Below are 24,273 nucleotides of genomic sequence, written 5' to 3'. Positions count from 1 at the left end.
AGCTTTATATATTCAATCCAATGACTTAAGGTTTACTTTACTTAATAAGCTGATTACATATTTCTTCTGCTCTTTATTTATCTTATCGCTTTTGCTGATTTGATTCCTCATGTCATTTATTATTGTGTCCCTGTTTTCAAGATCTTCAGTGAATAAACTTGCGCTAGTTCCTCTAATAAGTGAATTCTCAATACAGGATCCTGGATTGTTAAATAAATATTCAATAAATTGTTGAAAAGATTCACGGTATAATTTAGTAGAAATCACATCTAAATGTTCCGAGATTTCTCCGTCTGCATTACAAGCAATATTGTTAAGGGTGTCTAGTAAGTCGTTGCTATGGCTAATGTTATAAGCGCTCGAAATACGATCGATATTTAATATAGTTGTGTTGCTTTTTTTGCTTTCTGATGAGGTTACTTCATGTGTTTTGTCTTGACAATTTAAAAGAGCGGAGGAACTGACTATTAAAAGGGCATGTGTAAGTTTCATTGTGTGATGCTAAAGCATTTTAAGAGGTTTATAAAGTCTTGTTGAGCTTTCTGCTTTTTATTTTGAGCATCTTGCTCTTTGGTAGTTCTCATATTATATGTTTTTCCGAGGGGTAACAAGTTGTTCGTTTCCTGCAAATCCTCTACAATTACAAGTTTGCCTCCTTTCTCCTCTTCATCGCTTTGTTCCAGCCAAGTAGTTATCATTTTAAGCTCTTTCATATCTTCATCAAAGGCCCTTAAACATCCATTAGTTACACCCAACTTGGGCTTGCCTATGGGAATCCATTTCTTTAGTTTAGGATCATATTTCTCTTGGCGACCACCATGAATTCTTATATCGTCACGCCCTGTTTCTACTATTTCTCCTGATTCAGGGGTTAAAATTAAACGATCATTAGGGCCATAAGCATCTCTGCTACCGCCATTTTTCCACATGTCTTTATCTGGAATATCATATGTGCCTATAGGAGTATCTGCGTATTTCTTTTTCCTGTCTCTTCCGCCGTCTCCTTCTAACCTAACTTTGAAAGAATATACTTCTTTTCCACTGTTGTCAGTCACTACAGCGATACCGTAGCCATATTTACTCCGATTGCTATATGAATGAACTGTAATATCCCATTTCCCATTAATATCAAGTCGAAGAACAGGATTGTCTCTTACATAATTATATGTACTCCAGCTAATGTATGATTCAGCTAACGGATCCACAGCGTGCCAGCGGCCTAATTGAGCGTCATACATACGGGCGCCATAGTCCTGCCAATTGAGTCCTAAGTCAAGCTGCTTTTCTTTGCCATTATACTGAAATTTATTCTCTAACACACCACCAACTCGCTCGATTCCAGCTAGGTTGAGCCCCCACGGGTCGTAGTGGTTCTCCTGCACGAGCAGGGTAGGGTTGTAGCGTACCTCTATATCATCGAAGAAAACATCGGTGTCACTTTCGTTACCGACGTAGGCTTGCACGTAGCCATCGGCAGGGGCCACAAACTTCGTGTGTAGCGTTTCATAGTGGCCATGTGCAGCGCTGGTAAGCTGTTGGGTTTGGTTGTGAACAAGAACCGAATCTTTGTTGAAAGCCAGTAAACGAACGTAGCCCTTCGGAACGCGCGCATGTTGCTGTAGAGCTGGTAATAAAGAAAGACTCAGGCCTAAGAAAGGTAAGGGGCGAAGTTTCGGAGCCGTTTCCGCACCAGACGATACCTTGGGCTGCTGTTGCAGTAAGTTGGCTACGAAGCTTAATAAGGAGAAGGTAAAGTTGGTAGAGCGCACCTCCTGATGATACATTCCCGCAGCAGTTACGCGAATAGTATCGCCCTTCTGTACACGCAAAATCTTAATAGGGCCCAGGGGCTGACCCAAAGCTGCATTGAGGCGCGCCACGTACGTACCGGTGCGTGCATCGACACCAGCATTGAAGCGGGAGCGAACGACACTAGCAGAGTCAAATTGCTGCTCCTCGCGGCGAGCCACGGAGGTTGGCTCTGCTTCCATTGTTGCCACATAGCGGGCTGAGTCGCCGGTGCGGTAAGCTAGGCGCAGGTTGCCCAGGTGGTCTTTCAGGCTATACTCACGGGTATAGCGCACCTGGAGCTGGTTCGCGTCATCGCGGGTTGCAAAGCGCAGTACCCGACCTTCGGCATGGGGAAAGAAGCGCAGAGAATCCTGTTCATATTGAAAGCTGCCGGCGTAGTCGGTTTGCTGAACGGGTTTCTGGCCTTGATATACCAGCTTGGTTACTTTCTGGCCAGTAGCCGTGTAGCGAAATACAATGGAGTCGCTGCCCAACGTAATGCGGCGGGGTAGGTTTAAATGGTTATAGGCAATGCTGGTGATGCCCTTGTTGTAGTCGGCCGTCAAATTGCCATTGAGGTCGTAAGTATATTCTGGCCCGGGGGACAGAGCAGTAGCGCGGTTATCCTGAAAGTCGCCGGCCAATGATGAGCTGCCAACTGGGGCAGTGGCCGGAATGGCATCCTGCACCGAGGTCAGCTGATTGCCTTGGTACGCATAGGTCAGCTTGTCAATGAAGCCATACTGCTTAGAGGCTGTAGTACTGGCATTTGCAACCAAGCCCCGGCGCTGCATGGTCAGGATGTTGCCATTTTCGTCGTAGCTCATGTAGTGCAGGCCGTAGTTCTGCTTTTCAGCCGTCCAGGTGCCATTGACAGCGCGGGCTACGAAGTCGCCTTGCAGCAGGCGGTTGCTCTTATCATAGATGTAGCCATAAGCGCGGGTTATGGTGTCCGCTTTGCTGCGCCATTTCTGGCCCGTGATGTTGCCGTTGTATTGGTGGTAGTTGCGGGTAAAGCCATGGTCATAGTAGAGTTCCATGCCCCACAAGTCATTCGGGTCGCGCTGAGCGGCATCGTTGAGGTGGGTGAGCCAGCCTCGGATGTTGTATTGATAGTCCAGACTCTGTTGCCCGAGTCCCAACTGTTTCTGCTGGAGTTGGCCAAGTTCATTATAGTGCAGGCGGGCTAGAATAGTGGGAGTAGTTTCGCCAGTAATCTGCTGCGCATTGGTCAAAAGGCGCCCCGTGTGATCATAGGTAAAGGTTTCGGCCACGGCGACGGGCACTGGAAGAGTGTGCGGGTCGGAGTGCACCGTATAGCTTTTGAGCACCTTGCCGGCAAAGTCGAGCTGCGTAGTGCTGATATCTTCCCCGCCCCGGGCATTGGTCATGCGCACCTGTATGGGCCGGGATTGGTCGTCGTAAAATGTAGTGGTCGTCAGCCAGGCTCCAGGTGCGGACTCTGGCACTCCCAACACGCGCGTACGGGTACGGGTTACTTGCCCGGTCACGCGGGTATCCGGCTGGGGCGCCCGCCCCGTTGCAAACTGGCTGTCGTATTGTGCATCGTAAGCGGCATCGGGCTGCCCCGCTGCGTCATTGTCGAAGTTGTAGTCGTCGTAGTGCGTTATCGTCAGAACCTGAGCGCCCGTGAAGCGCGCTTGTGGCGTGAGCTGAGGATAGGCCTGGGTGAGCGTATAAGAATATGGGCTGTTGCTAGTGCGGTGCTCAAATTGAGCCATGGTGCGGCCAGCTTCCGCCTGCAGTGAGTCCTGACTTGCATTTCGGACGCACAATCCCGTGAGTACTGGTCGATTCAGAGCGTCGTACTTGGTAAATAACCATTGGTGCCGTTGCCGTTGTGCGGCATCCTGACTCAGAATAACTCGGTCGAGCTGATCATAAATTAATTGAGTTTCACCCTGCGTACCAGGGACCTGCCTGGCTGCAAGGCGGCCTCGGTCGTCGTAACGGTAACGGAATAGCAAATTTTCTACAGCGGGCGTTACCTGCCACTGCTGAGTGCGAAGCAGAGCCACCGCTTTCGGTGGCAAAACAGCCCGCAGCCGGTTCAGGTCATCGAAGACGTAATAGGTGTCGAGCCACTGGGGCGACTGCTGCTGGGGCGTGCCCGTCTCGACCCGCTTCAGCACAATCTGACCTTGCTTGTCCTGAAACTCCAGGGTACGGACCCGTTGCTCGTCCCGGGTTTCTTTTACCCACAATTGGCCTGCTGCATACCCGCCCTGGGGTGTTAGGGCTGCGGCCTGAGTTGTGTAGCCTACCGTGTAGCGTTGCACGGCGTCGGCTGTCGTATTAGGCCGTTCCTGCAAGGTCACGACGTGGTCGGTCGACAGCTGCCATGCTTCACCGGGTGCCGCCTGGGCCACTACTCGATTCAATGGAGAAGCGTCGAAAGCCGATTCGCTGTACGGAACGCCAGTCCGGGCAATTCCATCAGTCGGGCTGCCAGGTCCAGGCGGCGAGTCATGGTAGAATTCGTACTGTTCCCGGATTGCATTGGCCCGGTAGGTGCCGTTGCTGGTAGTGGCGGCTGTGTAAGGTAGGTAGCTCTTCCCTTGCCGGCCCAGATCATCGTACGCAACGGGCTGCACAATGTCGCGCCGCAGGGGCGATTCCTGCCGGAGTACCGTTTGCATAAGGCGACCCAGACCATCGATGTACTCGGTTTTAACTTGCGCCGAATCTACGGCTGCTTTGCGTAAGCTATTGGCCTGCGGTATGGCAGCCCGGGCACTGAAAGTGCGGACGTAGTTGACGGTAAGTGAATCAGTGCTTCCGGTAAAAGCATGGGGCGCTAAAAGATCAGTAACTGCATAACCAGTTTCGTTGTCCACAGGTAAGTTTTCAGCCAAGGGCTGGTAGGGTACAATTAGCACATACTGCGGCCGGGTATACAAATAAGTGTAATGACCCCAAGATGTGGCCATATCGTTCCAGACTCGAACCCGATACAGTCCGCCGTCCGCGCTTGTAAGATGACTTATGGTGAGTGTGCTATCGGTTGCCCCAGGCACGTCCACCCAACTATTGCCAATATGACGTTCCCATTGGTAGTGGTTTAGGGTGCCCTTCATGCCCCGATGGAGCGTTTTCGCGGCACCAGCCACACCCCTCACTGTATCTGGTAAGCCGGTTCGTTGGGCGCTATAGTCGAATTGAGAAGGCCAACTCTGGCCGGAACGAATAAAGTTTGGTTCAATCGAGCCAAAGTCTAGATAGTTTTCTTGGGCCAACACAAAACCGGGAATATTTCCTGCCCCTGCCCAAGAAGGAATAGCTGTTAAGTTATTGTGAGTTAAAACTAAAGCGTGTAATCGTGGCAGAGTTGTAAAAGTGTGAGGTAGTGCTCCCGTCAGGTTATTATAGCTAAGATCTAATTGACTGAGATTGTAACAGCGAGTTAAAGTAGCCGGAATGTCTCCGGTTAGTGCATTGTGATCCAGAAAGCAGTAAGTAAGGTTAGTAAGAAACTGTAGTGAGTCGGGGAGGGCGCCTTTCAGATTGTTGTGGCTCAGCTGGAGTGTACTCAGAGTTGTGATTCGCCCCAGCGCGTTAGGAATTATACCTGTTAGCTTATTATTGGATAGTATCAGTTGATATAACCGGAGGCGGCCCAGACTGGTAGGTATAATGCCTATTAACTGATTGGAACCTAAGTTGAGGAACGACATATTGCTGCATCGGCCTAATTCAGCGGGTATTGAGCCTGTCAATTGGCAGTTACTCAAGTCTAAATTGCTTAGGTCGGTTTGGCCTAGAGAAAGAGGAATAGGGCCATTCAAGTTGTTGCCGCTAAGTAGCAGGGATAGTAGCTTCGAGAGTTGCCCCAGACTAGAAGGGAGTTGCCCCGAGAGATTATTCGCGGGCAGGCTAAGGCTGGTAACATCGCCTCCCGTGACCTGCACTCCATACCAGGTGGCAGCACTTGCTACTGTGCTTCCTTCCAGCCAATGGTCGTTCCGGGACCAGTCTGGGCCGTTGGTTGCATAGTAGAATTGGCGCAGAACCCGCAGTTCAGTAGAATCGGGGATTTGTCCTTCAAATGCCTGGGCTCGAGCCGTGACATTGGCTCCCAGGGCAAGTAATAAAATGACTAAAAAGCCAAAAACAGTGGGCATACGCATACAAGCCATAGAGTAAAATGGTAGGCGACAAAACCAGAATAGCAGTGATGAGAGAATTAAGGCCGCGCGTAGTAGTATTCCTGCTGGCGAAGAATATTCCCGTGCTCATCGCGGGTGCGCTCCAGCCGGCCGAGTGAGTCATACTCGTAGCTGGTAGTGCGGCCGGTCGCATCCGTTTGCGACGTAATGCCCGTTAAAGGGTCGTGGGTATAGGTAGTAAGCTGCCCCCCAACAGGCAAGAGGCGAAGCTCATCCAACTGCAGCGCCTGGCTACCTAGCAGCAGTATTCTATTTTGGGCTTCGTTGAGCTGTAGGGTATAGCTGAATTGTCGAAGACCATTTGCATCAGCACCGCTGGGAGCCTGTTGATGGAGTTCCGGTAAAAGGATGCCATTCTGATAAATCTGTGGTTTGCTACTGGCCCAGAGCGAGAGTTGGTATGCACCAGCCGGGAGGGAGTCGCACTGTATCGGGTGGAGCAACTGGTAGCCATAGCGGCCCGTGTGCCCACCAGGTATTACCGCCGTTGCCGCGTATCGCCACCGGCTGGGGCAGTTGGGCTCGAAGCTGGTATAAGCCACTTGCCTATACTCCGCATTCACAACCTTGGCAATAGGCTGCGTCGCCGAGTAGCCCCATAAGAAGCTTTGTGGGCCCGCTTGCGCCTGACGAGCTTGCAGGATGTTGCCGAGGTTGTCAAACCGCTCATAGAACAGCGTGGGCCGGTAGCGTGGGTCGTGCTGGAAGCGTCCAGCAGTGATAGAAGAAGAAATAAATGACTGGGCTGGTATCGGGGCGGCTACCTGCAAGGCCAAATCCAGGCTTGGCAAGCCATTGCGATACTGGACTATTTTTCCGCTAATGAGGTAAGACGTATGGTTCTTCTGCAGCCATTGTTGCTGATCAAGAACATCGGTTAGCATATGGCGACGAGCTAGGGACCGAACCCCAATTGCTTCGGCTGAAGAAACGTGGCTTGTATCGTAATCCAAGGCATACAAATGCTTGGTCGTTAGCGTATCGCCCGCGCTGGTTAGGGTTTGAATGCGCGTTAGCTGAGCATGCTTGGCGTTATCGTACGAATAAAGCGTTTTGATAAGTCGGAAGCTGGTACTATCGGAAGCATGATAGAAATATTCGTCCTTCTGTTTTAGATAGCTCCAGGCCGATATATACTTAAATGATTGAAGAATAAATTCTGACGGAATTACGGATGGGATACTACCTGATTGGAAAAAGAATTCTGGTCGTTGCACGATAATGTTGAGGCCTACGGCATGGGTTTCGTTCGGGCGAGTTGGAAGCGTATAGTTGCTGCAGTCCTCACAGTTGCCTCCGCCAGGTGGCGTATAATTATGCGTATAATGGTTGACAACCCGATGAAGAGGCCGGTAGCCGTCCATGTTATCATTGCGGGCATACTGGGTGACTTGTAGCGGCAGGCCTCGTTGCCAGTCGAAGCTGGTAGGTGGCGTGAAAGGATAGCCGTGTCCGTAGGAGGCTTCGTCTTCTTTCCAAGAGAACAGATGATGGGTCATACCATGCTCGCCGCGCTTATCCTTGAAGACCTGCACCGAGGTATAAGCCACGTTACCACCCTGGATGTTGCCCAATGGCTCTATGCTGCTGGACGACTGGGCTATGTAGCGGCACTCGCCCTCCACTGATAAGGCATTAATGGCGGAATAGCGGTTCTCGATTGTGTTATAAGAATACGTTGGAATAGACTGGATACGCCCACTGGAGAGAGTGGAGTCTTGCAGGGGGCTGTAGAGGTAGCGCTGCCGTAGCGGCCCGGCATCATGCTTACTGGCAAAGCTTCTGATTTCCCGTATTCGCAGGCCCCCGGCTAGGCGGTTGGCAGCGGGCACATTTCGGGTTACTGCTTCAGTCCAGGAGAGACGAAAAAAGTCATCTGGGCAGTAGCCATACACCGTAGCTTTCAATGTGTACTCTCCGGGTGTCAGCTCCAGGGGTTCGGTTACTGCATTCAGGGTGCTGGGGGAGTTGCCGAAGGTCCTTCGGTAATTATTGGGGCCACTCAATTCTACCAAAAACTGCGGAGAGCCTTGGGGAGTGGTGTACCCGCATCCCGTTTTGTAGCGCGCTTCAGTAGAGTAGGGCTGTACTGTCGACGGCACGGTGAAGGTTAACAGTGTATCCTTGCTGATGCCGGCAGTGGGTGTCGAGTCATCGTCTTGGCCGGCATAAAAAGCCAAAGGCGAAACCAGGCTGTCGCGGGTAACAGTGCCAGCCGCGTGCTGATAGGTGTTCGGTTCAAATTCGTATTCCGTCCATCCACCTGTGGGATAGCGCAACGACTTAATAATGCCAGTCTGCATCATCGCTACGTTGGGCTCCCGGTTGCCGCCGGTGTAAAATCCTTTGCCGGGCTCAGCGGGTAACAACGGTCCCTGGTTGTTATTGAAGTAGCCCCAGTGGTCTTGGGCCTGGCTTAGTCGGCTTGGGAAGGGCAAATCTTCCCGATACGTAATCTTATAGCTAGGCTTGCCTGTCTCCGTGACACTGACAAGCTTTAGGCGGCACTGCGGCGGACCCTCAACCAGCGCTGCCCGGTCGCAGTCCGACTTGGCCTGGGGAATGTTGAAATACCCAAACCCCAGCTGAAAGTCTTGAACCGTAGTCCCCTTATGAATCCGGATCTGCTTCAGAGCCTTCGTTCCCGGCAAATCGGTCCGGTAGCAGGTGCTGTACTGAAATTCTACCCAGTCGCCCCGGCTCGAGCGAATAGCGCTGAGGCGTAGGCCTGCTACCCGAGTATGGTTCTCGGTAGATGTCGGCTGTTTATCGGCGCAGCCCGGGCTGTTGCCCGACGTACGGTAGCGCGTGTAGCTGCCCAAGCTGTTATAGCTATACGATAAGGTGTCGTAGGCCAGCGTAATGCTCTCGTGGTTAGGTGTTTCCACGCGCGATAAGTAAAAGACGGTGGCTCTGGGCGCGTAGTCATCCTGCGGGGATGAGCGGCCGCCGTGACGAATGATGTAGGTTGTGGCTATTTCCTGACTCTGGAAAAAGAACCGATTGCCTTTTTCATCCACGATGGTGTAGCCATTGCCACGTTCAATCGTTATTGGCTCATAGGGCACGGGGTGGGTGTTGCCTTCTTGGGTGTGGAAGAACTTGCCGCTACGCCCGCACATGCTGTAGTAGAATAGGTCGGGTTGGGTATCGAAGCTGGAGGTGTACACAAATGGGGGGGTACCGGCCGGAGAGGTACCCGTTGCCCTCATGCAGAACAGGTAGTCATTGCTGGTATACAGAGGGCTCAAAGGCCGGTCTTTGGGGATAGGCCAGGCGCCATTAGCGTAGCCGGTGGGAGAAAAGTCATCCTTTCCCAGAACCGTCGAGGAAATGCTGCCGCCTGCTTGCAAGGCCCAGCCCAGCCCTACGGAGCTGGCTATTTCTGTCACCCGCACCCCACTAGCATGATAGTTTAAACTAATGGGCAGCGTAAGGCCGCGAAGCTGTACTTCGTAAATGGGAATTGTAATACTGGGAACCCCAGAGTATAAACTAACCGGGATTTCTGAGAACTTGCCCAGTGCAGCCGCTTCCGGTGGTGGTGGGGTACCAACGCTTAAGCGCTCCGTCGACTGGGCCGTAACAGGAAGCCTCGCTAATAGGAAAAGCACTAAAAGCAGGGGGTAGCGCCATCTAAAAGCACAGATTGAGTAGAAATGTGGGTTCATAGGATATACAGTAAAGGACAGAACAAGGCAGCCTAGGACACAAAGCCATAGGAGAGTAGCGCAAATAGGATAGTAGTAGGAAGGGGCGGGGCAGCCACACAGTGGCTAGGCAGCCTTACTAGCTAAGTAAGACTGATTTAAATATGAAAGCTTACTGGAAGCCTGGCAGCTGCCAAATAAGAGAAAGACAATAGAAAAGGTCCATTGAGCAGACCTCTTCCGATAAAGCACCTAGCAGTACATAGTCATTACTTGCATTGGGCAACAGGGATAAGCATATTTGTTACAAGTAGAGGATACAATTCTATTCAATAATAGAATGATATCCAAATTTTGAATGTGATTTTTAACAAAAAACATGGAGTGGATTCCTGGCAAACTGCGCACTATTCGTCAGGAATTTAAAATGACTCAGCTAGAAATGGCCCAAGCCAGCGGTTTGTCCCAACGTGACATTAGCCAGTTGGAAAATGGGCGGAAAGAGGGCTTACCCAAAGAATTTATTCATTTTTTGCATGCCAGAGGGGTCGACTTGAATTGGTTGTTTACCAATCCTAGTCACGAGCCTGAGCCCGTTTCTGAGATTTCTAGCACTGTTAAGGAGTACGGAACTGAAGAAGACCGCCCCGCAATAGCACTGGCCCAGGAAGATGGTCCGGTGCGGTATGGGGAAGCGCAGCGCCCGATGCCCCGGGTGGTAACCACGGATAGGCTCGGTGCGTCTGCTATTCATATGATAGGGGAAGAGCATCTCCACCAGTACCCGCGTCTTCGTACCGATTCAAAATTCTACCAAGCTCTGCCAGTCATGGCCCTGGCCTTGCCGGAAGTACAAGGAGGTACTTTCCGCTGCTTCCAAGTGGCCGACGCAAGTATGCTGCCCACATTGGCGGTTCAGGATTGGGTAATTGGACGTTTTGCAAGTGCCACAACTATTGAGAATGGCCGGCTAGGCGTAGTAATAACAAGGGATGCCGTGTTGGTGCGGCGCGTGTTCCGGCCAGCCCAACCGGCCGGCGTACTGCTGCTCAAGGCGGAGGCTGCCGACGTAGCCGATAGGGAGGTAGACCCGGCCGATATTCTGGAGATGTGGAGCGTGCAGGGCCGGCTGAGCTGGCACCTGCCCATTGCCGAGGTGGCCGCCGAGCCCAAGGTGGCCGCCCTGGAAGCGGATTTGAAGAACTTGCTGGAGCGGGTGCGGCGCTTGGAGCAGGGCCGCTAAAACTGGGGCGGTAGCTGGCTCGGGCTGCAAATCAGGCGCCTGGAGTTTTCCTTAGAAAAGCATAACGGGCTCTGTAACCTTCGCTGTGTTGCGCAGTTACTCCGGCACTGCCGTTTACTCCCGTGGGCAGGTATTGATTCTACCTATTCTAGTTGACCTGTCTTATGAAGCTTGCCGTATTTCTAATTCTAGTTTGCAATGTTTTCTTCGGCCGGGCCCAGGCCCAATCCGGGCTGCCGACTGTTGCCCCGAAGCAGCTGCATTCTCGTGTTCTGAAGGAGACGCGCACGTACTCCGTATACGTGCCCGAAAGTGCTGGCAACCCGTTGTTTGGCAAGCAGCACTACCCCGTGCTGTACGTGCTGGATGGGGAAAGCCAGTTTCAGAGTACCGCTACTATCCTCGAGCAGTTAAGCCAGAAGCGGGTGGTGCCCGAAGCTATTATCGTCGCCATTCACAACACCGACCGAATCCGGGACCTGACGCCTACGCATATTGAATCGGGCCTCTACATGGACCGGCGGGGTGCCACTACCTCGGGCGGCGGGGAAAATTTCACCCGCTTCCTGCAGCAGGAGCTGATTCCGCATATCGATTCGGCCTACGCTACCACGTCTTACCGCATGCTTATCGGCACCTCCCTGGGCGGACTGTTTGTGGTGCATACCCTGCTGCATCACCCCGACCTGTTTCAGGGCTACGTCGCCATCGACCCCAGCCTGTGGTGGGACGATACCAAACTGGTGCGCGAGGCCGACGCGCTGCTGGCCCAGCCTAAGTTTGCCCACAAGACACTGTTTCTGCCGGTAGCCACGGCTTTCAAGGAGGTGGGTGATACAGTGGCCGCCCGCGCCCACAACACAGTAGAGCACCGCGCCTTGCTGGCCGTACCCGATTTTATAGCGGCCCTCCAGCAACATTCCGCCAACGGGCTGCGCTGGGCCCGTAAGTATTACCGCGCTGAGGGACACAACACCGTGCCCCTGCCCGGCACCTACGATGCCCTGCTGCACGCTTTCAGTGCCCACCGGTTTCTGTCCGTCGATAATGTACCGGTGCTGGAGCCCGCCGTGAGCAAGCTGAGTGCAGCCTCCATGCGCGACTCCCTGCTGCGCGGCTGCCAGGCGGTTTCGCGGCAGTTGGGGTATGCGGTGCTGCCGCCGGAAGGGCTAGTCAACCGGATTGGCTACACATTTCTGGGCCGGAAAGACCTGGCCGCGGCCTACGCGTTTTTCCAGCTCAACCAGCAGAATTACCCCGGAAGCTTTAATGTGTATGATGCTTTGGGCGACTACTACCTGGCCCTGGGCGACCAAAAGAAGGCGGCAAAGGAGTTTAGCAAAGCTCTGACACTGAATGAGTACCCCCAAACCCGGCAGAAGCTTCAGGCCTTGCAGCAGAAGCCGGTTCGGCGCAAGGGCACCTGAGCCGCGGTGCCTTGTTTTAGTTACCCGAAAGCCAGCTGCCCTGGCTGCCTGTTTTCGGGTAAACTGCGTATCTGCTTTTTAGAGCTTCTATCTGGTTAGACTATGCAGTATTTCCACGACACGCTGCTTCGTTACGGGTTTGTGCAGCAGCGCCCCGGCTTCTACACTCGCCCTACTACCAGCCCGGCCCAGGGCGGCCCCATGTTTTGCACCACGGGCCAAGACGGGCGCCCCCGCAAGCTGTTGCTCTGGCAGCGCGGCCGTATTCTGGTGCAGGGCGACGTGGTGACCCTGGATGCGCTGGAGCAGGTGCTACGCCGGGTGCTGGGCAAATCGGTGGCGTAAATACAGGCAGGCCGGATAGCTCCCGTAGAATTATCAGCGAAACTTCCCACTGATAATTCTACGGGAGCGTCTTTTCAGGAAGAAGTGGTAGCGTCGGGCCGGGCTACTGGCTACCCCAACAGACTGACTCCGGTGCCAAAGGCGGCTGACCCACAATTCCGCTTCGGGCGTGACGAGGGAAGCAGGTAGTTCGAGCACAAAGTGCCCCAAGGCATTGGTTTTGGCCACGTAGTCGGGTTGACCGTAGAGGCGTACCCGGGCTTTGGCCAGGGGGAGGCCCCAGCGGTTGTGCACCGTACCGCGCACCGTGATACGGCCCTCGGGCGTAGCCATTTCGGAGGCCTGCTGTTCCCGGGTTTCCTGCTTGGTCAACTCATCGGCCGGCGAAAAAGACCAAGACCCCGCCGCCACCGGCCGCGGAATATCAGCCACTTCCAGATTGGCTTTCTGGGCCCGGCTTTCCAAGGCCGCTGCTTCCCGAAGGCCGAGTACCGTGGCGGTTGCCGCCAGCCAAGTCCGCCAGCGCGGGGCCGGTAGCGGAGCCTGTTGCAGCTGCCGGCCCAGCTGGCCCTCTGTGAAGCGGCCACAGGATACGGCCGGGTTATGCCGCAGGAAATGCATGATTTCCCCGTCGCTCATCTGAGTAAAGTCAGCTACAACCTCGCAGCAGGCGGCGCAGTGGCGGCTCTGCGGGGTCACCGGCGACATTTGCTGCCACGATTCGGCGCAGGGCTTGGCAATAGTAAGCGTAGTAGCGGTGCGGGGCATAGGCAATACAGGCAGGTTGGTGAGCAGATAAGCAGGCCGTTAGACCCCAAGCCTCAAGTATAGGAAGTTTCTGGCCCAGAACAAGGTGGCGCGTGGCGCCGCCCTGTTTTGGGAGGAGTGCGGGCATTATGCAATGGTTTTGAGGCCCCAGTCGGTAACCCCGCCGCAATATTCTTTATCTTTTGGGCTTGAAACTCCCCGCTCCCTCACAACCCATAAATGAGTTCTTTCTCTAATCTGTTTCGCCGCAAGGATATCGGCGCTATTCTCCAAAACCCACCGGCCGACGTTGAAGGCCACGGCCACGGCAGCCTGGAGCGCAACCTCTCGGTGCGCGACCTGACGGCCCTGGGCATTGCCGCCGTTATCGGGGCAGGCATCTTCAGCACCATCGGCAATGCCTCCCACGACGGCGGCCCGGCCGTGTCGCTGCTGTTCGTTTTCACCGCCATTGCCTGCGCCTTTTCGGCCTTGTGCTACGCCCAGTTTGCCGCCACCATCCCCATTAGCGGCTCGGCCTACACCTACGCTTACGCCTCGTTCGGCGAGCTGACGGCCTGGATTATTGGCTGGGCCCTTATTATGGAATATGCCGTGGGCAACATCGTGGTGGCTATTTCCTGGTCCGACTACTTCACCGGGCTCATGGATGGGGTTGGGATACACATACCCAGCTACCTGACCATGGGCACCCAGAGCGCCTACAAAGGCTACCACGAGGTACTGGAGCTGATGCAGAGCGGCAAGCCCCTGACCGACGTGGCCCCGGCTACCCTGGAAGCCTACAAAACCTGGAACACGGCCCCCGCACTCTTCGGCGACTTCCGCCTCGTCTGCGACCTGCCCGCCTTCCTGATTACCGTCCTGATTACGGCCGTGGTGTACGTCGGTATTAAAGAATCCAAAACGGCTTCTAACCTGCTGGTGCTGCTCAAGCTGATTGTGGTGGCCGTGGTTATTGCGGTGGGCGCCTTCTATGTGCAGCCCGCCAACTGGAGCCCGTTTGCGCCCAACGGCGTGGCCGGCGTACTTAAAGGCGTGTCAGCGGTATTCTTCGCCTACATCGGCTTCGACGCTATTTCGACGACGGCCGAGGAATGCAAAAACCCCCAGCGCGACCTGCCGCGGGCTATGATTTACGCCCTGATTATCTGCACCATTCTCTACGTTATCATCACCATGGTGCTTACCGGGATGGTGTCGTACAAGGAACTGGGCGTGGGCGACCCGCTGGCGTTTGTGTTCGAGAAAGTAGGCCTGCCCCAGTTGGCCGGCGTGGTGGCCGTAAGCGCCATTTTCGCCATGGCCTCGGTGCTGCTCGTGTTCCAGATCGGCCAGCCCCGCATCTGGATGTCGATGAGCCGCGACGGACTGCTGCCGCCCATCTTCGGTAAGGTGCACCCACGCTTCCACACGCCTTCGTTCAGCACCATCGTCACGGGCTTCTTTGTAGGCGTGCCGGCCCTGCTGCTCAACATGGACCTGGTAATTGACCTGACCAGCATCGGGACCCTGTTTGCCTTTGCCCTGGTGTGCGGCGGCATTCTGATTCTGGACCCCCACGGCACCTCCGAGGCTCGCTTCAAGGTGCCCTACATCAACGGTCAGTTTCTGCTGCCGCTCCTCATGCTCATCGGTATTGCGCTGCTGTTCGTCTACAACGGGGCGGCCGTGAGCGAAATGGGCCGGGTCGTGACGGGTGCCGAGGGCGTGGAAGGCTTCCAGCATTACATCCCCATGCTGGTCTTCTTCGGCTTCTGTATCTACCTGACGGTGGCCTCGGTGCGCCGCCGCCTGTCGCTGCTCCCGACGCTGGGCCTGCTCACCAACCTGTACCTGATGACCCAGCTGGGTATCAACAACTGGCTGCTGTTTTTCGGCTGGCTCATTATTGGTCTGGCGCTGTATTTCAACTACGGCTACAAGCACAGCAAGCTCAACGCCGGGGCCACGGCCAACAATCGTCCCCCGGTAATTCGCTAAGCACCGTAAAAAACCGCGCGGGCTTTGTCTGGTGGAGCGTTAACCAAGAACTTTGGTTGATCAGCTCCGCCGGCAAGGCCCGCTTTGCGTTTGGGGTTATTGACTTTGCGCTATGGAATCTGCCTCCGCCGTGCCCTCGGCCTCCTTATTGACTCGTTTACAGGCCTCTCGCGAAGAACTGCTGGACCTGGGCCTGCGCAATCCGCTGCTGAATTTTCGGCCCTCTCCCACCCGGGGCGTGGTCGTTATTGGGGAGGAGCCGGCGACGGTGTACGAGCTGCTGGTACGTCAGGGCAAAACCATGTATTTCCGGGCCGCGCCCGAAGCCCAACAGGCTAAAACCAAGCCCGCTGGGGCCGAAGGCGCCGCGGCTTTATCCCCGGAAGCCGCGCCAGTGCTCAGCGAAGCCGACCGCCAAAGTCAGCTGACTGATAACAAGCTGCAAACCAACGAGCCCCTGGCCAAACTCGAAGCCCGCCTGCTCAATACCTACTATACCGCCCGCACTAGCTTGGAAGAACAGGGCGTGAACATCCTGTATCTGGCGCTGGGCCAATTGGCCTGGTACGAAACCGACAGCAGCCCGGAATCCCGGCAGGCGCCGTTGCTGCTGGTGCCCGTGCTGCTGGAGCGGGGCACGGCTGCCGAGCGGTTCCGGCTGCGGTACACTGGGGCTGAAACCGAGGGCAACATATCCTTGCAAGCCAAGCTGCGCACTTCCTTCGGCCTGAGCTTGCCGCTGCCCGAAGCCGATGACGAGCTGCGGCCCGCCGAGTATTTCGCGGCGGTAACCTCGGCCATAGCGGGCATGTCGCGCTGGCAAGTCGCGCCCGAGGCTATTGCGCTGGGCTTCTTCTCCTTCGGTAAATTCCTGCTCTACCGCGACCTGGACCCTGCCTCCTGGCCCGCCGGTGCTTCGCTGGTCGAGCATCCCGCCGTTGCCGCCCTGCTGGGTCCCGATACGGGCTTCCCGGACGCAGCTCCCAGCCTCAGTGACTCCGCTTTTCTCGACACCGAAAGCTCGGCCCACGACCTGCACCAGGTCCTGGACGCCGACTCCTCCCAGCTGCTGGCCCTGCTGGCTGTGCACGAGGGCCGTAACCTCGTGATACAGGGTCCGCCGGGCACGGGCAAATCCCAGACTATTACCAACCTGCTGGCCGAGGCTATAGGCGCGGGCCAGAAAGTGCTGTTTGTGGCCGAGAAAATGGCCGCCCTAGAAGTGGTGCACCGCCGCCTCGAAAGCCTGGGTCTGGGCGCGGCCTGCCTGGAGCTGCACAGTCATAAGGCCAATAAAAAGGCCCTGCACGACGAGCTGAAGCACACCCTGGGCCTGGGCCGCCCGGCCGCGGCGCCAGCTGTTGCCGACCAAATATCCCAATTGCCCCGCTACCGGGCCGGGCTGAATGACTACGCGGCCGCCGTGAATGCTCCTATTGGGCGTAGTCGCCGCACGGCCCAGCTCGTGGCCGGGGAGCTGCTGCAACTGCAGGAGCTACGGGGCTCCGTAGCGCTGCCGCGCCTTGCCTTTGCCACCCTGGCCGACTGGACCGACGCCGACGCAGCCCACGCCGAAGCCCAGGCTACCCGACTACAAGCGGTTCTGCAAAAAATCGGCCGCCCCAGAAACCTGCTTTTCTGGGGTAGCGACTTAACAGTATTGCTGCCCGCCGACCAAGATGCGCTGGTCCGCCTGTTGGCCGCCGCCCAGCAAGCGGTAAGTCAGCTGCAAACGGCCGTCGAAACGCTGACGGCCCATCTGCATCTAGCGGCCCCGACCGACCGGGCCGGAGTAGAGGCTTTACTGCCAGCGGCCCGTCAGGCGCAGCTGGCTCCTTCTTTGGATGGCGTCGCCGTGCTGGATTCGGCCTGGGTACAGCAAGTGGGGCGTGTTCGGGAGGTGCTACTGGCTGGGGCGAGCTACGCGGCGCTGCATCAGCAGTACGATGCTACCGTGCTGCCCGAGGCCTGGAAGCAGCCGTGGCTGGAGGAGCGCACGGCTCTGCTTGCTTACGGCGACAAATGGTGGAAATTTCTCAGCGGCGACTACCGCCGGGCCCGCAAGCGCCTGCAAAGCCTGTGGCGCGGTCCGCTGCCCGAGGAAGCGGCGGCAGTGCTACCCGTAATTGATGCCATGCAGGAAGCCAACCGCCAGGCCCAGGTGCTACAGGAGGCCGGAACCTGGGCTACCGCCCTGTGGGGAGGCCTGTGGCAAGGCCTGCGCACCGACTGGGTTGCTCTGGGTAAAGTGGCTGATTATCTGCTGTTCACCCAGCAGCGCATTGCCCAAGGGCAGCTCCCGCAGGAGCTGTTGGCTTACCTTGCCACTTCTGCCCAGCCCCAGGCGGTAACTACTCCATTGGCGGCGCTGGAAGCGGCCCTAGCCCGGCACCGCGCGGCCGTAACGGCTTTAGTGCAAGCCCTGCAGCTCAACGAGGCCCGTCGTTTTGGGCCCGAGGGCCGGCTGGAGTTTCAGCCCTTGGCTACGCAGCAGCAGGTCATCGGTGCCTGGCAGGCCAATGTGCCGGCCCTGCACCTCACGACGGAGTGGAACAACGTCGCGGCGGCCGTACTGGCTGAAGAGCTACCTGAACTGCTGCTGCTGGCCGAAACCTGGGAGCCGGCGGCCCAGCACCTGGCCGCCGCGGTGCGCCAAACGTGGCTGGAGCATTTGCAAAAACAGGCCTACGCCCAACATGCGGCCCTGCGGCAGTTTGAGCGGGCCAGCCACGAAGAAACCCTAACCCGTTTCCGGGAAGCCGACGAAGACTCGCTCTACCACAACCGGGTCCGGGCCATGGAGCAGCATTTCAAACAGTTGCCCAACCCGCAGGCCAGCGGACAAATGCTGCTGCTGCGCACCGAGTTTGCCAAGAAAACCCGTCATCTGCCCCTACGCAAGCTGATGCAGCAGGCCGGGCAGGCTATTCAGGCCATCAAGCCGATTTTTATGATGTCGCCGCTGTCGGTGGCCAGCTACCTGCCGCCGGGGGCCGTTGAATTCGACCTGGTGGTGTTCGACGAAGCGAGTCAGGTGAAGCCCGTAGAGGCCCTGGGCGCCATAGCCCGCGGCCGGCAGCTGGTGGTAGTCGGCGACTCGAAGCAGCTGCCGCCCACCAGCTTCTTCGACTCGCTGACTGGGGCCGGGGAAGAGGCCGACGAGGAAAACGTGACGGCTGATATCCAAAGCATTCTGGAGCTGTGCAAGGCCCGGCAGATGCCCGAGCGGATGCTGCGCTGGCACTACCGCAGCCAGCATCAGTCCCTGATTGCTCCGTCTAATCACCTGTTTTACGACGATAAGCTGGTTGTCTTTCCCAGCCCCGGCGGGCACCACCAGCAGCAGCTCGGGCTGGTCTACCATCATTTGCCCGCTACATACTACGAACGGGGCACCACCCGCACCAACCCGCTGGAAGCCATGGCCGTGGCCGAAGCCGTGCTGCACCACGCCCGTACCACGCCAGGGCTGACGCTGGGAGTCGTTGCCTTCAGTACAGCCCAGCGCCAGGCTATTCAGGATGCGCTGGAAAAGCTGCGCAAGCAACACCCCGAAACCGAAGTGTTTTTCAGCCGCCATGCCCACGAGCCCTTTTTCGTGAAAAACCTGGAAAACGTGCAGGGCGACGAGCGGGACGTGATTCTGATTAGCATCGGCTACGGCCGCACGCGGGAAGGGTACCTGAGCATGAGCTTTGGGCCCCTGAATGGGGAAGGAGGGGAGCGGCGCCTCAACGTGCTGATTACCCGGGCCAAGCAGCGCTGCGAAGTATTCACCAGTCTCACCGCCGACGACCTCGACCTGACCCGTACCCCGGCCCAGGGAGTAGCCGCTCTCAAAGCGTTTCTCGGCTTTGCTCAGCACGGGGTGCTCAACCAGAACCAGCTCACTGGCCGACCAATGGAGTCGCCGTTTGAGGAGGCCGTGCACCGCGCCCTGACGGCCCGGGGCTATGCCGTGCAGCCTCAGGTGGGATCCCAGGGCTTCTATATTGATTTGGCCGTAGTCGACCCCGATCAGCCGGGCCGCTACGTGCTGGGCATCGAGTGCGACGGGGCCATGTACCACAGTGCCCGCTCGGCCCGCGACCGGGACCGGCTGCGCCAGCAGGTGCTCGAAAACGTGGGCTGGCGCTTGCACCGCATCTGGAGCACCGACTGGTTTCGGGACCCGCAGCGCGCAACCGAGCAGGCCGTGCAAGCCATTGAGCAGGCGCGCCGCTCGGCCGCTTCAGATGATGCGGACGGTGAACCAGAAGCTGAAAATGACCTGCCACCGGGCATTGCTCGGGAAGAGGCGCCGGCTGGGCCGCTGCCCCTGGCCGAACCTTACCAGTTGACTCAGCTGCCCGCGGCGGCCCGGCAGCAGGAAGTGCACCAGCACCCCATGGCCCGCCTAGCCGGCTGGGTGGCCCAAATTGTTGCCATCGAAAGCCCGGTTCATCTGGATGAGGTAACGCGCCGCATCGCTCTGGCTACCGGGGCTACCCAAGTAGGCGTTCGAATCCGCAAGAGCGTGGCGGCTGCCGTACGACTAGCGGTAAACTTGCGCCACATCCGGCAGGAAGGCGAGTTTCTGTGGGCCCCGGCTATGACGGCCGACGCAGTGCCCCTGCGCGACCGGAGCGCCTTGCCGGCCGTGTCGCGCAAGCCAGGGTTTGTAGCCCCGCAAGAGGTAGCCCGGGCCGTGCTGACTTTTGTGCGCCACAGCTTTGCCCTGGACCGGGCCGCCGTGGTAGTGCCCACTGCCCGGCTGCTGGGCTTTGCCCGCCCCAGTGAAGAAATGCGCCAGCAACTGGAAGCCACCGTGCAGCAATTGCTTGATGAGGGCAAGTTGCTGGAAACGAACGGAGTAGTGCAGCTGGCTGACTGAGGTATCTATTCAACTGCTACAAGTAGAGTCATTTCTGCAGCAGTGCTTAACTATCTTACCGTATGAAAAAGCTGCTTCCCTTGCTGTTTGTTGCCGTCTTGCCCGCCAGGGCTCAATCATCGGCTTCCGTCGCTGCGGGCGAGCCACCCGCAGCTAGCCTGGCCTACGATGCGCGTAGCAAGAAATACTTTGTTGGGCAGCCGCAGCAGCGCAAAATCGTTTGGATAGATGCCAAAGGCAAAGTGGCCGATTTCTGGCACCCCACTCCACTTCCGGTTGCCGGAGCCGAATGGCCCCAGCAGAAGCTTCCGGTGCTGGGCGAAGTAACCGCTCTGCAAGCAGATGATGCGCATCGCAGCCTCTGGGCCTGTGCCAGTGGTTGGGGGCCGGCCGGCAAGCGCACCGGATTATGGGAGTTTGATAGCCGGTCAGGGGCGCTACGGCAACTGGCTTTTGTAACCGATACGGTTCGACAGCACTCATTTCAGGACCTGGCCGTGACGGCCGCGGGTGTCGTTTACGCCCCCGACGTCGAATCGGGTGGTGTATATCGGATGCGAACCAAAATGCCGTTGACGGAAGAAATAGAAGCTTGGCTGCCCGCCGATACATTTGTGCGGCCCACCCACATCTGCCTCGCCGCCGACGGCAGCACACTCTACGTGGTGCACGCAGGTGGTATAGCCCGGATTGACGCTGCTACCAAGCACATAACTCCCGTGGAGCTCGATTCGAAACTGGAGGTAAGTACTATCACGGGGCTCTACATATACAAGGGGCTGCTGCTAGTGCAGCAGCAGACGGCGGCTCCGCAGATAGTTCGCTACCGCCTGGAGGCCGCTGGGGCGCGTATGGAACCGGTGGGTGTCTTACCACTGAGCCGCCCGGAACCCACCGCTACCCTGGGCCGTGGTGTCGTGGTAGGCGACGAGTTCTACTACACCAGCACGCCGGCGGCTACTGGCGCGGAAGTCAGCCTCCAGCGAATTTCCTTGCTCTAAGGCTCGGGTTGAGATTAGGTAAAGCTGCCAGTCCGTGGGCTACGTAGGTAAGGCACCGTCTCTTGCTACAAGTCTGCTATGCCTAGTCGTTATTGGTTGTCTCTGCTGCTGTTGCTGCCTCTAAGTGTAGTTGCCCAACCATCCGGGCCCCGGGCCGACAGCGTCAGCGCCGACCGGCTGCTAGCCTACACCTTTGCCAACGACGCCTTTTTTCGCACCGACTACTACTTCACTCAGGGCATGACGCTGAACCTGGTGCTACCAGTGTTCCGCAAGTCGCCGGTCAACCGGATCCTGCTGCCTGGGCCGGCCGGGAGCGTGCAGCACCACGGGGTAAAGCTGGTGTACGACGGCTTTACGCCCCTGCGCATTCAGGACGATACCATCCGGCGCGGCGACCGGCCCTACGCCTCCTACATCTATGCCGCTCTGTACCGGATTTCGACCGGCCGCAACCGCCGCCTCACCTCGGGCCTAAACCTGGGCTTCATCGGTCCGGCCGCCGGAGCCAAGGGCTTTCAAACCAAGGTGCACGAGCTGCTCGACGCGCCCACGCCCCGGGGCTGGGATTACCAAGTCCGCAACGACCTGGTGCTGGGCTACGAGGCGACCCTGGAACAGCAACTGCTGGCCCTGGGCAAAGCCGCGGAGCTGATTGGCCAGGGGCGGGCTTCGGTGGGCACGCTCCACACTTTTGCCGGGGCCGGACTGCTGCTGCGCCTGGGCAAAATGAACTCGTACTTTCAAAACCTGGGCCTGGCCTCGCGGGCTAGCCGGACGGGGTTGCAGCAGTTTCAGCTCTATGCCACCGGGCAGGCCGAGGGCCGGGTTGTGGGCTACAATGCCACTCTGCAGGGAGGGCTTTTCAACCGCCGCAGCCCCTATACCTTGCCCGCCTCGGCCCTGAAGCGGGCAGTAGGTCAGGGAACGGTGAGCTTAGTGGCGGCCTACGCGGGCCTGAGCTTCCGGACCTCCGCCGTCTGGATTACGCCCGAATTCCGCGGCAGCCGCCCCCATGCCTGGGTGCAGTTTGGGCTGAGCGCGGCCTTGTAAGGTGGCCGGCAGTAGGGTAGGCTAGTCGAAAAAGTAGGTGGCGTTGAGTTGGGCTACCCGGTTGAAACCACTCTGCTCGTCATTGCCCTCGGCCTTGCTCGTGCGCAGATTGAGCAGGCCCAGGCCGTAGCCCGCTTGCACTTGCAAAGGGCCGCGCCGGTAGCCCAGGCCCACGTTGAAGCCCGTATCGAAGCGGCGCGAATAGAAATTATTGATGGAAGCAGGGCCGGTATCCTTGTCTTCCGAGCCGTAGGTGATTTTAGTCTCGGAATGAGTTTCGGGCTGCGCTAAGATGCTGGGGTCGTTGGTGCTGTTGTGGATGGCCGTTTTGACTTTTCCTCCCACGCCGATTGCCACGTAGGGCCCGGCAAACACCTGCAGCCCGGTGGTGCCGGGCATGGTATACACGAAGTTCAGGGGCAGCTCCAGCCAGTTGTAGCGGCTGGTACGGTGGCCCGACCGGCGAAACTCATAACCCGTGGCAGGGTCCGTTAGCAGGTTGGTTGCTTCTATCTTAGTCCCCTTCTGAGAGAAGAGCAAGGCGGGTTGAAACGCAAAGTTGCCCCGCGCAATTTCCAGTACTAGGCCTACCTGCCCCGCCGCTATGGGCGACTTGCTGTAGGAGCTTGAGCTATTGGCTGCTGTGCGGGTCGTTGGGCCTTTCTCGGTGGTGGTGGCCAAGTTGCCGCCCACCCGCACGCCCAAGCGGTAGGTTGTTTGGGCCGAAGCCGCGGAAGCGCCTAACAAGAAGGCCGCTAATAAGCCGGATAACTTAATCATACAACAGTAGAAACTAGGTGAGAAGTATATTACAGCCATAACCTGGCCGGTAGTCGCACGTGCCGACTAGTACTTATTAGAGCTGTATTAGGCCCTTATAGGTTGCAAGAGGCTATTTGGCCCGGTGAATAATAGCTACGCTCACCAGGATGATAAGCATGCCCAGCAAATGCCACAGGTTGAACGCTTCCCCATCGAGTACGCCCCAGGCCAGGGCCATAATCGGGACGATATAGGTGTTGGAAGCCGCAAACAGAGCCGTCGACTGGTGGATGAGCTTGTTGAAAAGCACCATGGCTACGGCCGTGCTCATCGTCGCCAGCAGGGCAATGTAGCCAAAGGCTTTCCAGGCGCCCGGCACCGTGGCCAGTTTGTGCACGAACTCGGTGCCCACCAGCAGATAAGCCAGGGCCGGCCCCCCGATAAACAACAGCAGCAACCCCGTGACAGCCAGGGGCGGGATGCCGTGCAGCCGGTTCTTGATGACGTTGACGCTCACGCCGTAACCAGCCGTGGCCAGCACGATGTAGAGGCCGTACCAGGCGTTGCCCTCGCCGCTGGGCGTTGCTTCGCCGCCGCTGCCGCCCAGCAGCATCAGCACCACGGTCCCGACTAGGCCCAGCACAATGCCCAGCACCCGTAGGGGCGTCAGCTTCTGCCCGAAAAACAGGGCTCCCACCAGCAGCGTGAATACGGCTGTCAACGCATTCAGCACGCCGGCCAGGCCCGAGGCCAGCTTGGTTTCGGCGTACGCAAACAAAAACGCCGGAATCAGGGTGCCCACTACCCCGCTCAGCACCAGCCACTTGATGCGGCTCCGCTCCAGCTGCGGCAAATGCTTCAGGGCGAAGGGCAGCAGAATCAAAGCTGCTACGGTGACGCGGGTAGCACCCAGCTCCATGGCCGAAAACACCACCAGGCCCTTCTTCATCAGAATAAACGACGTGCCCCATATAGTCGCCAGCGTGAAGAGCAGCACCCAGGCCGAGGCCGGCGTGCGGTGGGGCGGGGGCGAGGCTACTGGGGTGGTTTCGGGAGCAGCCGTAACGGCCGGGGCGGTAGGGGTGGGGGGCATGCGGGGCGGAAAGAAAGACGATAAAAAAGAACGTCATGCTGAGCTTGCCGAAGCATCTCTGCCGCTGACGTTGGAAGCATCAACACAACATCAGCGG

General features: G+C 57.5%; 13 protein-coding genes. 7 read left to right on the top strand and 6 right to left on the bottom strand.

Annotation, left to right across the window (positions count from 1 at the left end; translation table 11 throughout):
- Positions 1–12 precede the first annotated feature (12 nt).
- Genes E5K02_RS17250 through E5K02_RS17240 form a run of 3 tightly spaced genes read right to left on the bottom strand, consistent with a single transcriptional unit; the run spans position 13 to position 9,649 of the window.
- Entirely contained in the window at positions 13–492 is a 480-nt protein-coding gene (locus E5K02_RS17250) for a hypothetical protein (RefSeq protein WP_135396455.1), read from the bottom strand.
- Entirely contained in the window at positions 489–5,939 is a 5,451-nt protein-coding gene (locus tag E5K02_RS17245) for a DUF6443 domain-containing protein (protein ID WP_167856469.1), read from the bottom strand. Before E5K02_RS17245 ends, E5K02_RS17250 begins: the two co-directional genes overlap by 4 nt.
- Before the next feature lie 56 nt (positions 5,940–5,995).
- The gene (locus E5K02_RS17240) at positions 5,996–9,649 is read right to left on the bottom strand and encodes an RHS repeat protein (protein ID WP_135396453.1); all 3,654 of its coding nucleotides are present in this window, start codon (positions 9,647–9,649) and stop codon (positions 5,996–5,998) included.
- A 358-nt stretch (positions 9,650–10,007) separates the two neighbouring features.
- On the opposite strand from E5K02_RS17240, the gene E5K02_RS26180 reads away from it, so the two are divergent.
- From E5K02_RS26180 to E5K02_RS17225, 3 genes are all read left to right on the top strand, one after another.
- Entirely contained in the window at positions 10,008–10,871 is an 864-nt protein-coding gene (locus E5K02_RS26180) for a helix-turn-helix domain-containing protein (RefSeq protein WP_135396452.1), read from the top strand.
- Between the two features lie 164 nt (positions 10,872–11,035).
- A complete protein-coding gene (locus E5K02_RS17230; protein ID WP_135396451.1) occupies positions 11,036–12,298 on the top strand; it encodes an alpha/beta hydrolase-fold protein in 1,263 nt (420 codons plus the stop codon).
- Between the two features lie 102 nt (positions 12,299–12,400).
- Complete coding sequence (locus tag E5K02_RS17225; protein WP_135396450.1) at positions 12,401–12,643, top strand: hypothetical protein; 243 nt, start codon at positions 12,401–12,403, stop codon at positions 12,641–12,643.
- A gap of 33 nt (positions 12,644–12,676) precedes the next feature.
- Here the strand turns inward: E5K02_RS17225 and E5K02_RS17220 are convergent, their stop codons facing one another.
- A complete protein-coding gene (locus E5K02_RS17220; RefSeq protein WP_135396449.1) occupies positions 12,677–13,411 on the bottom strand; it encodes a hypothetical protein in 735 nt (244 codons plus the stop codon).
- Between the two features lie 219 nt (positions 13,412–13,630).
- Between E5K02_RS17220 and E5K02_RS17215 the strand changes: the two genes are divergently transcribed.
- The 4 genes from E5K02_RS17215 (at position 13,631) to E5K02_RS17200 (ending at position 22,321) form a co-directional block, all read left to right on the top strand.
- On the top strand, positions 13,631–15,394 hold the full coding sequence (locus E5K02_RS17215) for an amino acid permease (protein WP_135396448.1): 1,764 nt from the start codon (positions 13,631–13,633) through the stop codon (positions 15,392–15,394).
- A gap of 112 nt (positions 15,395–15,506) precedes the next feature.
- Complete coding sequence (locus tag E5K02_RS17210) at positions 15,507–20,267, top strand: DUF3320 domain-containing protein (RefSeq protein ID WP_135396447.1); 4,761 nt, start codon at positions 15,507–15,509, stop codon at positions 20,265–20,267.
- 62 nt (positions 20,268–20,329) lie between these two features.
- Positions 20,330–21,268 (top strand): SMP-30/gluconolactonase/LRE family protein, encoded by a 939-nt coding sequence (locus E5K02_RS17205; RefSeq protein ID WP_135396446.1) that lies wholly within the window; start codon positions 20,330–20,332, stop codon positions 21,266–21,268.
- Between the two features lie 78 nt (positions 21,269–21,346).
- On the top strand, positions 21,347–22,321 hold the full coding sequence (locus E5K02_RS17200; RefSeq protein WP_135396445.1) for a lipid A deacylase LpxR family protein: 975 nt from the start codon (positions 21,347–21,349) through the stop codon (positions 22,319–22,321).
- A gap of 21 nt (positions 22,322–22,342) precedes the next feature.
- Here the strand turns inward: E5K02_RS17200 and E5K02_RS17195 are convergent, their stop codons facing one another.
- Together E5K02_RS17195 and E5K02_RS17190 are read right to left on the bottom strand one after the other, a co-directional pair.
- Positions 22,343–23,101, bottom strand: coding sequence for an outer membrane beta-barrel protein (locus tag E5K02_RS17195; RefSeq protein ID WP_167856466.1), 759 nt, complete (start codon positions 23,099–23,101; stop codon positions 22,343–22,345).
- A gap of 112 nt (positions 23,102–23,213) precedes the next feature.
- Positions 23,214–24,176, bottom strand: a complete 963-nt coding sequence (locus E5K02_RS17190; RefSeq protein ID WP_135396443.1) for a DMT family transporter — start codon at positions 24,174–24,176, stop codon at positions 23,214–23,216.
- Between the last annotated feature and the right edge of the window lie 97 nt (positions 24,177–24,273).

Source organism: Hymenobacter metallicola (assembly GCF_004745645.1).
Lineage (GTDB): Bacteria > Bacteroidota > Bacteroidia > Cytophagales > Hymenobacteraceae > Hymenobacter > Hymenobacter metallicola.
This window is presented reverse-complemented; position numbering and strand designations above follow the sequence as displayed.

What these genes read in the sequence shown, in the direction of transcription:
- E5K02_RS17250 (WP_135396455.1), bottom strand. Translation starts at nt 492, where the DNA reads ATGAAACTTACACATGCCCTTTTAATAGTCAGTTCCTCCGCTCTTTTA.
- E5K02_RS17245 (WP_167856469.1), bottom strand. Translation starts at nt 5,939, where the DNA reads ATGCGTATGCCCACTGTTTTTGGCTTTTTAGTCATTTTATTACTTGCC.
- E5K02_RS17240 (WP_135396453.1), bottom strand. Translation starts at nt 9,649, where the DNA reads ATGAACCCACATTTCTACTCAATCTGTGCTTTTAGATGGCGCTACCCC.
- E5K02_RS26180 (WP_135396452.1), top strand. Translation starts at nt 10,008, where the DNA reads ATGGAGTGGATTCCTGGCAAACTGCGCACTATTCGTCAGGAATTTAAA.
- E5K02_RS17230 (WP_135396451.1), top strand. Translation starts at nt 11,036, where the DNA reads ATGAAGCTTGCCGTATTTCTAATTCTAGTTTGCAATGTTTTCTTCGGC.
- E5K02_RS17225 (WP_135396450.1), top strand. Translation starts at nt 12,401, where the DNA reads ATGCAGTATTTCCACGACACGCTGCTTCGTTACGGGTTTGTGCAGCAG.
- E5K02_RS17220 (WP_135396449.1), bottom strand. Translation starts at nt 13,411, where the DNA reads ATGCCCCGCACCGCTACTACGCTTACTATTGCCAAGCCCTGCGCCGAA.
- E5K02_RS17215 (WP_135396448.1), top strand. Translation starts at nt 13,631, where the DNA reads ATGAGTTCTTTCTCTAATCTGTTTCGCCGCAAGGATATCGGCGCTATT.
- E5K02_RS17210 (WP_135396447.1), top strand. Translation starts at nt 15,507, where the DNA reads ATGGAATCTGCCTCCGCCGTGCCCTCGGCCTCCTTATTGACTCGTTTA.
- E5K02_RS17205 (WP_135396446.1), top strand. Translation starts at nt 20,330, where the DNA reads ATGAAAAAGCTGCTTCCCTTGCTGTTTGTTGCCGTCTTGCCCGCCAGG.
- E5K02_RS17200 (WP_135396445.1), top strand. Translation starts at nt 21,347, where the DNA reads ATGCCTAGTCGTTATTGGTTGTCTCTGCTGCTGTTGCTGCCTCTAAGT.
- E5K02_RS17195 (WP_167856466.1), bottom strand. Translation starts at nt 23,101, where the DNA reads ATGATTAAGTTATCCGGCTTATTAGCGGCCTTCTTGTTAGGCGCTTCC.
- E5K02_RS17190 (WP_135396443.1), bottom strand. Translation starts at nt 24,176, where the DNA reads ATGCCCCCCACCCCTACCGCCCCGGCCGTTACGGCTGCTCCCGAAACC.